Genomic DNA, 10678 nt, shown 5'->3' with positions numbered 1-10678 from the left:
AAATCCTACTCCCGCACCCAACTTTGTAGTATTTTCGCCGTCTTGGTTCACCAAGGCGGCGATTTTGCATTTTACGGTCAAGGCAAACTTTCCCCGCTCTTCCAGCGGCGTGACCACGACGGTTTCAGTCAACTTGCGCACCAGGTCCCGGGCCTCAGCCGCTGCCTCGCTGTCGCTGCGATCCAAAGCGCGCTCCAACGAGCCTACGGCTGAGCGATAATGCTCCGTCACGCGCGGGTGCAGGGCGACGACTGACGCCGCCGGCGCTTGGGCCAGCTCTGATTTAATCTGGCTTCTCCGCGCTTTCAGCGCGTCCAGACGATCCTTGACTGCAGCGCCCGTAAGGGAACCATCGGCGATCTGGTCAACGAAGCGTTGGGCGGGGCGCTTTACCTCTTCAAGCTCACTGTCCAGTTTTGATCGAGCCTGGGCAACTCTACGCGCGTTATTCTCCCCTGCCATCCCCGCCTCTTTGATAGCCAGCGCTACACGTTCCGGCGCAAGAAGTCGGTTGTTGATTGCGGCTAGGACGCGCGCTTCGATCTCGGCACTCTTGATCCCTCGGCCATTTGTGTATGCCGATTTTCCGCGCTCTCGTCGCCATGAGCACATAAAGCGTTGGTCGGCGCCGCTTCGGATCATCGGGCCGCCACAAACCCCGCAGGTCAGTTTTCCGCTTAGTAAGTACCGGGGCCGAACGGCTATGCGCGGGGAGGGCCTCCGTGGCGATAAGGTGTTTTCCGCGTAGCGACCCTGAACTTTCGCCCATAACTCGTCGGAGATGATCCGAAGGTGGGGTACCTCGGTCCGGATAATTTCTCCAGGATCCGCCGTTCGCGCTTGGCGCTTTCCTGTGCGTCTGTCCTTGACCCAAGTCTGGCGACCGAAAACCAGGACGCCGCGATACAATGCATTATGGATGACCCCATTGCCGCGCTCGGCATTGCCGTTGATCGTCGACGCGTTCCAGCTTCCGCCTCTCGGGCCGGGTATACTGCGCCGATTCAAGTCGCTTACGATCGCCCGAGGCGATTGGCCGGCGGCGTAGCGCCGAAAGATTTCTCTGACGACTTCTGCTTCACCAGGATCGATATCGCGAAGGCCCCGGATCGGTTCGCCGATGGCGTCGACTTCTCGCCTGGTTTTGTAGCCGTAGACACGGCCCCTAGTATGGCGACCGGAGCGGACGACGCCTTGAAGGCCGCGCCTTGTCTTTCGGCTTGTCTCGCGCAGTTGGAGGGCGTTCATGGTGCCCATCAGCCCAATCTGAAGCTCAGATATGTCGCCTTCGGAGATCGTGCGGATTTTGACGCCGTGAAACCGCAGATCCTCGAAGAGGGCCGCGACATCGGCTTGGGACCGAGAAAGGCGATCTAACGCTTCACAAAGCACGACGTCGAACTCGCCGTTCTTTGCGCCGCGCATCAGGCTGTGCAATCCGGGTCGGTTTGCTGCGGACCCTCCTGAGATGGCTGCGTCCTCAAACGTCGCGACGATCTTGGTCGCCTCCTTCGCTGCAAACGAACGGCACGTCGCAAACTGATCCGCGATCGAAGCGACGTTTTGAAGGTCGGTCGAGTAACGGGCGTATAGGGCGGCACGCATCAGATCAGGCTCCGGGCGATTGAAAATCGCCACGGTGCATATCGAGCGTCATACGCGCAAGGATGCGAGCCAGCTCGTCGAGAAGGGCCTCGGCGAGAGCAGCTCGACTGCTTGGCCATATCGTATCGCACGCACTAATCGCGCGAGCGCTATCAAGTATGCTCCTGGCGTCAGCCAGCGCGCAATTTTGCGAAGGGGGTGAAGCTGTAAGCTCATCGCAAGATTGGCGATGACTTAATGTTGGAGTGGTTAGGGTAAACCTCTCCGTATTGGTCGTGTTATATTCAGATTTGATCATTCCACCTTATTCCTAAAAATAGAAATCCGGCGGGAATCGGTCTTACGGCTTGGTCAGCTTGAAGGCAGGTAAGTTAAGCGAAGGTTAACGTAAAGGCGGGGCTTAGCTGAACAGTTCAGACGGCCCACAGCCAAGGCCGACTGCGAGAGCGTAGACCGCCTTGATGCCGACGTTGCGTTCGCCGCGCTCAATGCCGCCGATATAGTTTCGGTGGAGCCCGGCTCTGTCGGCCAGTTCCTCTTGGCTTAGGCCAAGCGCAATCCGCCGCGACCTGACGGCGCGGCCAAAACTCAGCAGTTCAGCGTCAACTTCCACGCAACCGCACTTGCGGCTGCCGCCCGATCTTCACTACACACTATCAGTGTGATTTTTGCGAGGGGTGTGATGGCTGATTTTGTCGATATTTCCGAGATGAGTTCCGAACTGCAGCTCATGATCGGAACAGGGTCGCATCTGGACCCAGCAGAGCTCGACCCGTTGATCATGCTTGCATCGCTTAGGGTTCTGCAGAACGCCGGCTGGGAAGGCTTAAACGACGACGCACTCACGATCCTTTCGCTATTGCTGATGGTGTGGGTTCGACAGCTACGGGACGATCCCGACAATGGGGGGTTGGTGAAGACGACCGCCGAGGATCTGGCCGACCTTTCAGGATGGCTGGTGGACAGGGTGCTAGCGTCCCTGCAGGCGCTAGGTCCGCATATCCTGATCGATGACCTCGCCCTGTTTGCTGAAGGGGATCTGGAGATTGGCTTGGCGCCTCTGCTCCATCATGGCGGCGCTGACTGCGGCGATATGCTGATCCGGTATTGGACGGCTCACTATGTGATGAGAATGGGGCCCAAGCTCGAGGCTGCCGAGGAGACCGTCGCGGAGGGGTTGGCGCGAGCGAGGGATCTTGTTGGCGCCGAGGAGCGCGTGGCGAGGCTCAAGGCTCGCTGGGACGCCTATCGAGCCCAGCGAGACGGTTTTGCGCACTACACGGTGTACGGCGCCGGCGCGGACCTGGCCGCTTTTGTGGATGATGTCTCGACCCTTGAGGCGTTGAACGACGCAGTGGTTGGTCTGATCGACCCCGCCAATCATGGGCCGCTGTCCTTTGCTCAGGAATGCGGCCTTCTTGCGTGTACCAAGCTTCAGGCTCTCGCGATCAGTGCGGCTGAGCTGCAGCTGAACCCCGTCGAGACGAAGGGCGTTCGACACTGAAAAGCAGGCATTCGGACGTGTGCTCTGGTCGCCGTGCCGCCCCACAGCTTCGGTCACACGACATACTGCCGTGTACGAGAGCCACAGACTTTGTTGGGAGACGCCTGATGATGGACGTTCTTATATTCATGGCCGGTGGGGTCACCGCTGTGTTCATAGCCTGGTTGGTCAAGCCCATTTTTGGAGGGCTCATAAAAGGCATGAATGGCGGGACGAGCCGGCGTAAAAACAAGTCAGAGTAGCAGTTGGCTTCGCGTGTCGGTCGATGTATCGGCCGCGCGTTCCTCCGGTCCGGAGGATGTGCACGCCTTGTCGCGGTAGCCCTGCGCCTACTGGACGAGCGCAGTCGGATCAACGCGAGAAATTTAGGTCAAGATTGCGTGCTTGACTCGTCATGATCGCCGGCTCGGGCCTTTCGATCACACAGCGCTCGCGCCATTTTGGAGATCACCGTCTTGATGGCGAGGACCGCCACAATGGTGAACGAGAACACCAAAGCCATCTGCAAAAAGTTCATCTGAAAGGCTTGCAGCTCAGCGTCGCTCACCGTCGTTCTTCTAGCTGGTTGTGCAGCCAAATCTTCCATCTCAAGCGCCATCCTAATCACAGCCTAGGGGGCGATAGCCCGTGCTCTAAACGACGGAACCAGACGACAAAAAACGTCTAACCCCAGTTGGGGGCCATTAGGAATATCATCCTGTGGAGGATGATGCACACCTTACGCACACCTGCGGTAGTATTAGGTGATTGTAAAACAACAAGAAAACTCGGGCGCAAAATAGGTTACAGGTGACCCAAGAATCTGTAGGGCTGATTTACTTAGATAAAACAGCAGGTTATATGGGTTGCGCGTAACCCATTTAAAGACACACATCTGTACGCCAGCTCAGCTTCACCCTCATCATGGGGGCATGGGTCCTGATCATGAAATGGCGATTTCACGATGGGGATTCTGACCAGTCCTGCGGTCGCTCCTGGCGACTATCGGAAATCGCGCGCCTTCGGCTTGATCGTGTCGAGATGAAGATCGGGAATGTAGATGTCCCGGACCTTGATCGCGCGAGGGGGCGCGTCGCGCGCATCCGGCGACCCGCCGCGATGAAATTCGTCGCCGCGCCCGTGGGGCAGGGGGAAGGCTTCGCCCCGGTCGCCGACCGAAGCGAGCAGGGCCGAAGCATCATGAAGTCTGGTCGCGACGATATGGACGACGTCGCCCTCCCGCTGAACCTTGCCGTCGACGACCAGCATGGACGCCGACAGCACGATGCGGCGCTGCTGTTCGTAGAGGCTGGGCCAGATGACCAGATTGGCCACGCCGGTCTCGTCCTCGATGGTGATGAACATGACCCCCTTGGCGCTGCCGGGCTTCTGACGGACCAGCACGAGGCCCCCCACGCGTGTCAGCCGACCATCGCGCATGGCGGTCCCATCGGAACAGGTCATAACGTGCCGAGCCTGCAGATCGTCGCGCAGGAAGCTCAGCGGATGATCGCGTAGGGTCAAGCCGATGTGGCTGTAGTCCTCGACCACTTCTCGTCCCGGCGTCATCGGCTTGAGGCCAGGATCGGGTTCGGAGATTTCCGGTTTCTGGTCACGGGCGTCGGCGGCGGCGAACAAGGGAAGGGGGTCGTCCCGCAGCCCCTTGATGGCCCACAGCGCATCCCGACGGTCGAGGGAAAGGGCTGGGCGGAAGGCGTCCGCCTCCGCCAAGCGGACAAGACTGGCGACCTGGGCGCCGGCGCGTCGCCACAGGTCGTCGACGGAGCGGAAGGCGCCGTCTGTCCGCGCCGCCAGGATGCGGGCGGCGTCGCCGTTCACCAGGCCGCGCACCATGCGAAGACCCAGGCGGACGGCGAAGCGCCCATCCTCGCTTGCCGGCTCCAGAGTGCAGTCCCAGCGGCTGGCGTTGACGCAGACGGGCCGGATCTCGACGCCGTGCTGCTGGGCGTCACGGACGATCTGCGCCGGGGCATAGAAGCCCATGGGCTGGGCGTTCAGCAGCGCGGCGCAGAAGACATCCGGGTGATGGCATTTGAGCCAGGAGGAGGCATAGGCGATCAGGGCGAAGGAGGCCGCGTGGCTTTCCGGAAAGCCGTAGGAGCCGAAGCCCTCAAGCTGGCTGAAGGTCTTCTCGGCGAAGGCGGCGTCATAGCCACGCTCGACCATGCCGCTGATCAGCTTGTCCTTGAAATGGCTGACCCCGCCGGTGAACTTGAAGGTCGCCATGGCCCGGCGAAGCTGATCAGCTTCCGAAGCGGTGAAGCCGGCGCATTCGATCGCGACCCGCATCGCCTGTTCTTGGAACAGGGGCACGCCCAGGGTCTTGCCCAGCACCTTCTCCAGCTCGGGCTTGGGATAGACGACGTCCTCCTTTCCCTCGCGACGGCGCAAGTAAGGATGGACCATGTCGCCCTGGATCGGCCCGGGACGGACGATGGCGACCTCGATGACCAGATCTTAGAAGGTGCGGGGCTTGATGCGCGGGAGCATGGCCATCTGGGCTCGGCTCTCGATCTGGAAGACTCCGAGCGTGTCGGCCTTGCGGATCATCGCATAGGTCTTGGGGTCCTCGGCCGGAATGGTGGCGAGGTCGAGCGCGATCCCCTTGTGCTCGGCCAGGAGGTCGAAGCCGCGCTTCATGCAGCTGAGCATGCCGAGCGCCAGCACATCGACCTTCATGAACTTCAGGACGTCGATGTCGTCCTTGTCCCATTCAATGACCTGGCGGTCTTTCATCGCCGCCGGCTCGATCGGGACCAGGTCGTCCAGGCGGTCGTGGGTCAGGACGAAGCCCCCGGGGTGCTGGCTGAGGTGGCGCGGGGCGCCGATCAGCTGGCGCGACAGCTCCAGCGCCAGGCGAAGCCGCCAATCCTCCAGATTGAGGTTCAGGTCCGCGACATGTTTGTCCTCGACGCCCTCGCTGGAATAGCTCCAGACCTGGGACGACAGGGTCTTGATCAGGTCCTCGCTGAGGCCCAGCGCCTTACCGACATCGCGCAGGGCGCCGCGCGACCGATAGCGAGTGACGACCGAACACAGGGCCGCATGGTTGCGGCCGTAGGTCTCGAAGATCCACTGCATGACGACCTCGCGCCGCTCGTGCTCGAAATCGACATCGATGTCCGGCGGCTCGCGGCGCTCCTGGCTGACGAAGCGCTCGAACAGCAGATCATTGCGGCCCGGGTCGATCGAGGTAATGCCCAATACGTAGCAGACGGCGGAGTTGGCGGCCGAGCCGCGTCCTTGGCACAGGATGTCCTGGCTGCGGGCGAAGCGCACGATCGAATGGACCGTCAGGAAATAGGGGGCGTAGTCGAGCTGGCCGATGAGATCGAGTTCGTGCCGAAGCGTCTTGCGCACGCTGTCCGGCAACCCTTCCGGATAGCGCTCGGCGGCCCCGGCCCAGGTCAGCTGTTCCAGCGTCTGCCGCGGCGTCATGCCGGGCGTCGAGACCTCGTCAGGGTATTGATAGGCCAGCTCATCGAGGGAGAAGCGGCAGCGGTCGGCGATCTCGACCGAGCGGGAAAGCGCCTCGGGATAGGCCTTGAACAGGCGGTGCATCTCGTGGGGCGGCTTCAGATAGCGATCTGCATGGCGCTCGCGCCGAAAGCCTAGCTCGTCGATCGTGCAGCCGTGCCTCACGCAGGTGACCACGTCCTGCAACAGGCGTTGATCCGGATGATGAAACAGGACGTCGTTGGTCACGACGGTCGGCACGCCCGCCTGGACGGCGAGGTTCGACAGGTCGTGCAGCCGCAGCGCGTCGCCGGGGCGTCGCCGCAGCGTCAGGGCAAGATAGCTTCCCGCAGGAAAGGTCGCCTTCAGCCGTCGCAGATTGATGGCGCAGGCCTCGTCCGTCTCGTCAGGAACCAGGATGGCGATCAGGCCTTGCGCCCAATCCTTCAGGTCCGACCAGTCGAGATGGCATTTCGCCTTGCCGGCGCGGCGTTTGCCCAGGGAGAGCAGGCGCGTCAGTCGGGAATAGGCCGGTCGATCGGTCGGATAGACAAGCACGCCTGTCCCATCGATCAGATCAAGCCGGCAGCCAACGATCAGCCGTACGCCGGCGGCCTTGGCCGCCTCATGGGCGCGCACGATCCCGGCCAGCGAGTTGCGATCGACGATGGCCAGGGCCCCAAGCCCGCACAGCCGCGCCTGTTCGAACAGCAGCTCGCAACTGCTGGCGCCGCGCAGGAAGGAGAAGTGCGAAGTGGCTTGAAGCTCGACGTATGACATAGCGATTAGGCGGCTGTTCGATCTTCCCGACAGCACTCCGGCGAGCCGAATGGCAAGCGTCGCCTTGGACAAATGTTTTCTTTTTGTTCTCGCTTGATATGCAGGCTGCATGTCCGGCGTCGCCACCCGCAAGATCGTCCATGTGGACATGGACGCCTTCTTCGCCTCCGTGGAACAGAGGGATGATCCCGCCCTGCGCGGTCGCCCCGTGGCAGTCGGTCATGCGGCGGCGCGCGGCGTGGTCGCCGCCGCCAGCTATGAGGCGCGGCGGTTCGGGGTGCGGTCAGCCATGCCCTCGACGACCGCCCAGCGGAATGTCCGGACCTCGTCTTCGTCCCGCCGCGCTTCGAGGTCTATCGCGCGGTGTCGGCCCAGATCCATGCGATCTTTTCGGACTACACCGATCTGATCGAACCCTTGTCGCTGGACGAGGCCTATCTCGATGTGACGGCCGATCGGCGAGGCCTCGGGACCGCCTCGGCGACGGCGGAAGAGATCCGGCGGCGGATTCTAGACGAGACCGGCCTGACGGCTTCGGCAGGCGTTTCCTACAACAAATTCCTGGCCAAGCTGGCGTCGGACCAGAACAAGCCGAACGGCCAGTTCGTTGTGGCGCCAGGGCGCGGCGAGGCCTTCGTCGAGGATTTGCCGGTCAGGCGCTTCCATGGCGTCGGCCCGGTGACGGCCGCCAAGATGGAGCGACTGGAAATCCGTACCGGCGCGGATCTGCGCCGTCAGTCCCTGGCCTTTCTCCAACACCATTTCGGCAAGTCCGGGCCCTGGTATTACGCCATCGCGCGCGGGCAGGACGACCGGGCGGTCAATCCGGACCGGACGCGCAAATCGAGCGGGTCGGAAACCACCTTCGCTTCCGACCTGACTAATCCGGACGCGATCGAAGCCGGTGTGGCCGCCATGGCCGACGATGTCTGGGCCTGGTGCGAGAAGACAGGAAGCCGGGGACGGACGGTCACCGTCAAGGTCAAATGGGCGGACTTCCAGCAATCGACGCGTAGTCGGTCCCTGTCCGAGCCCGTGGCTTCCCGCCAAGCCCTGCACGAGGTCAGTCGGCTGCTGGTCCGATCCCTCTACCCGCCAAGCCGTGGCGTGCGCCTTGTAGGGGTCAGCCTGTCCAATCTGGAGACAACCGGGGCCGCGGCGAACCAACTGGCCCTGTCGTGACCGGACTGTCGCAGTTCGATTTGTTCGGCGATGCACCCGCGCGCACGCCCGTGGTGGCGGGGTTCGACTATTGGGCCGACGTTCTGTCGGCGCCCGAACAGGCCGCGCTTGTCGCCGCGCTCCAGACTCTGGCGTTCAAACCCTATGAACATCTGGGCTACTTGGGCCACCGCCGGATCGCCGCTTTTGACCGCAAGGGGGATGGGCCGGAGTGGCCAACGTTTCTCTCGACCCTAATGGCGCGCTTGGCGGGTCGTCTCGATCTGGACGGCGCGGCGTTCGTCCAGGTCCTGGTCAATGAATATGCCCCGGGTGCCGGCATCGGCTGGCATCGCGACCGTCCTGTCTATGGCGAGATCCTGGGCCTGTCCCTGCTGGCGCCCTGCGTGATGCGGCTGCGCCGACGCGAGGGGGCGGGTTTTCTGCGGCGCAATGCGCCGCTGGCGTGCGGCTCGGTCTACCGGTTGTCGGGAGAGGCGCGCAGGGACTGGGAGCATTCGATCACGCCGATGATGGCCTTACGCTATTCCGTCACCTTCCGGACCCTGGCCGCCTGAAGACTGCGGGGGCTGCCGCCGGACGTCATGTGTCCGGATCGGCTTAGTCAGCGAGGTCGATCCAGGCCGGCGCATGGTCGCTGGCGCCCTCGACGCCGCGGACCGCGCGATCGACGCCGGCGTCGGTTAGGCGTTCGGCCGCAAGGCCGTTGAGCAGGAGATGGTCGATGCGCAGGCCCGCGTCGCGGGACCAAGCCTCGCGGAAATAGGACCAGAAGGTCCAAGGCGGCGGATCGTGCGGGAAACGCTCGCGCAGGGCGTCGGTCCAGCCCTGGTCCAGCAGGCGCTTGAAGGCGGCGCGGCTCTCGGGCTGAAGCAGGGCGTCGGCCTTCCACGAACTGGTGTTGTAGATGTCGGCGTCGGTCGGAACGACATTGTAGTCGCCGGCGAGCACGACCGGCGCTGCAGTGGCGTAGAGGGTCCCCGCATGGGCGATCAGCCGGTCGGCCCAGGCGAGCTTGTAGTCGAACTTGGGCCCGGGCCTGGGATTGCCGTTGGGCAAATAGAGGCAGCCGATCAACACGCCATTGACCGCCGCCTCTACATAACGGGCCTGAGGATCAGTGGCGTTGCCGGGCAGCCGGCGTCGGGTCACGACCGGCTCGCCGATGCGGCTTAGGATAGCGACGCCGTTCCAGCGCTGTTCGCCAACCCAGGCCGCATCGTAGCCGGCCGCCTTGATCTCGGCATTCGGAAATTGGCTGTCGGTCGCCTTCAGCTCCTGAAGGCAGACCACGTCCGGCTGGGCCTGTTCAAGCCAGGCGAGGAGATTGGGCAGGCGACGATTGACGCCGTTGATGTTGAAGGTGGCCAGCCGCATCCCGTCACGGCGTCCGCAGGGCCGCCAGGGCGGATCGCACATGGGGTGCAAGGGTGTCGGCCATCTTGCCCACGCCGGCGGCGTTGGGATGGATCCGGTCCGGCAAGACATAGGCCGGCTGCAACGCCACACCCTCCATCAGGAAGGGCATCAGGGGCACGCTCGCTGCGCGAGCGACCTCGGGGTAGACCGCATCGAACGCCCAGGCGTAGGCGCCGAACCAGGGCGGCGCCCGCATACCGCACAGCAGAATGGGGATGCTGCGCCGATGGAGTTTGTCGATGATCGACAGCAGATTATCCCTGACATGATCGGTCGGGCCCAACTGCATCATGTCGTTGGCGCCCAAGGCGACGACGCAAAGATCCGTTTGCGCCGGCACGTCCCGATCGAGCCTTTGCAAGCCGTCCCCCGTCGTGTCGCCGAATACGCCCGCGCCGATGACGCGAACCAAAGGCGTTTCGCTCGCCAGTCGCGCCGCCAGTTGGCGCGGCAAGCTTTCAGCCGACTTCAGGCCGTAGCCTGCGGTCAGCGGGTCGCCGAGAAGCGTTACGACACGCTCAGCATTGCCCATAGGCGGCGCTCCTGTCAGCGTCGAATGTGACAGGCAGGCCGAAACCGGATCTTGGGCGGTCGGAGTGCAGCGGGTCATGCGTCATGGCCTACCCAAAGTAGGCCGCACCTGTCCTGTTCCTCTCAGGTCGTCTGAAAACAATCCCCAACTTCGGCCGTGATGCGCTCGTCTGGCTGTCGATCGTCCACGGCAGTAAGGCT

The 10678-nt window shown here is 63.0% G+C and carries 7 protein-coding genes and 2 pseudogenes; 3 read left to right on the top strand and 6 right to left on the bottom strand.

Going from position 1 to position 10678, the window contains the following annotated elements; translation table 11 throughout:
• Together B3T77_RS07480 and B3T77_RS07475 are read right to left on the bottom strand one after the other, a co-directional pair.
• Positions 1 to 1638, bottom strand: a 1638-nt coding sequence (locus B3T77_RS07480; RefSeq protein ID WP_292078528.1) for a recombinase family protein, incomplete at its 3' end; no start/stop codon positions are given.
• A 367-nt stretch (positions 1639 to 2005) separates the two neighbouring features.
• The gene (locus B3T77_RS07475) at positions 2006 to 2218 is read right to left on the bottom strand and encodes a helix-turn-helix domain-containing protein (RefSeq protein ID WP_292078525.1); all 213 of its coding nucleotides are present in this window, start codon (positions 2216 to 2218) and stop codon (positions 2006 to 2008) included.
• A gap of 69 nt (positions 2219 to 2287) precedes the next feature.
• On the opposite strand from B3T77_RS07475, the gene B3T77_RS07470 reads away from it, so the two are divergent.
• A complete protein-coding gene (locus tag B3T77_RS07470) occupies positions 2288 to 3109 on the top strand; it encodes a hypothetical protein (protein WP_292078523.1) in 822 nt (273 codons plus the stop codon).
• A gap of 370 nt (positions 3110 to 3479) precedes the next feature.
• Here B3T77_RS07470 and B3T77_RS07465 read toward each other — a convergent pair whose 3' ends face one another.
• Together B3T77_RS07465 and B3T77_RS07460 are read right to left on the bottom strand one after the other, a co-directional pair.
• Positions 3480 to 3707 carry a hypothetical protein gene (locus B3T77_RS07465; protein WP_292078520.1) on the bottom strand — a complete coding sequence of 76 codons (228 nt, stop codon included), beginning with the start codon at positions 3705 to 3707 and terminating at the stop codon, positions 3480 to 3482.
• 383 nt (positions 3708 to 4090) lie between these two features.
• Positions 4091 to 7345 (bottom strand): annotated as a pseudogene (locus tag B3T77_RS07460) (error-prone DNA polymerase).
• Positions 7346 to 7454: 109 nt separating this feature from the next.
• On the opposite strand from B3T77_RS07460, the pseudogene dinB reads away from it, so the two are divergent.
• Both dinB and B3T77_RS07450 read left to right on the top strand, forming a co-directional pair.
• Positions 7455 to 8527, top strand: a pseudogene (gene dinB, locus B3T77_RS07455) (DNA polymerase IV).
• Complete coding sequence (locus B3T77_RS07450) at positions 8524 to 9084, top strand: alpha-ketoglutarate-dependent dioxygenase AlkB (RefSeq protein WP_292078518.1); 561 nt, start codon at positions 8524 to 8526, stop codon at positions 9082 to 9084. The pseudogene dinB and the gene B3T77_RS07450 overlap by 4 nt, the downstream one beginning before the upstream one ends.
• Before the next feature lie 43 nt (positions 9085 to 9127).
• Here the strand turns inward: B3T77_RS07450 and B3T77_RS07445 are convergent, their stop codons facing one another.
• Both B3T77_RS07445 and B3T77_RS07440 read right to left on the bottom strand, forming a co-directional pair.
• On the bottom strand, positions 9128 to 9904 hold the full coding sequence (locus tag B3T77_RS07445) for an exodeoxyribonuclease III (RefSeq protein ID WP_292078516.1): 777 nt from the start codon (positions 9902 to 9904) through the stop codon (positions 9128 to 9130).
• A gap of 4 nt (positions 9905 to 9908) precedes the next feature.
• Positions 9909 to 10556 carry an arylesterase gene (locus tag B3T77_RS07440; protein ID WP_292078514.1) on the bottom strand — a complete coding sequence of 216 codons (648 nt, stop codon included), beginning with the start codon at positions 10554 to 10556 and terminating at the stop codon, positions 9909 to 9911.
• Positions 10557 to 10678 lie beyond the last annotated feature (122 nt).

The sequence above is a fragment of the Brevundimonas sp. UBA7838 genome (assembly GCF_002500885.1).
Classification (GTDB): domain Bacteria; phylum Pseudomonadota; class Alphaproteobacteria; order Caulobacterales; family Caulobacteraceae; genus Brevundimonas; species Brevundimonas vesicularis_C.
This window is presented reverse-complemented; position numbering and strand designations above follow the sequence as displayed.

What these genes read in the sequence shown, in the direction of transcription:
- B3T77_RS07465 (WP_292078520.1), bottom strand. Translation starts at nt 3,707, where the DNA reads ATGGCGCTTGAGATGGAAGATTTGGCTGCACAACCAGCTAGAAGAACG.
- B3T77_RS07440 (WP_292078514.1), bottom strand. Translation starts at nt 10,556, where the DNA reads ATGACCCGCTGCACTCCGACCGCCCAAGATCCGGTTTCGGCCTGCCTG.
- B3T77_RS07470 (WP_292078523.1), top strand. Translation starts at nt 2,288, where the DNA reads ATGGCTGATTTTGTCGATATTTCCGAGATGAGTTCCGAACTGCAGCTC.
- B3T77_RS07445 (WP_292078516.1), bottom strand. Translation starts at nt 9,904, where the DNA reads ATGCGGCTGGCCACCTTCAACATCAACGGCGTCAATCGTCGCCTGCCC.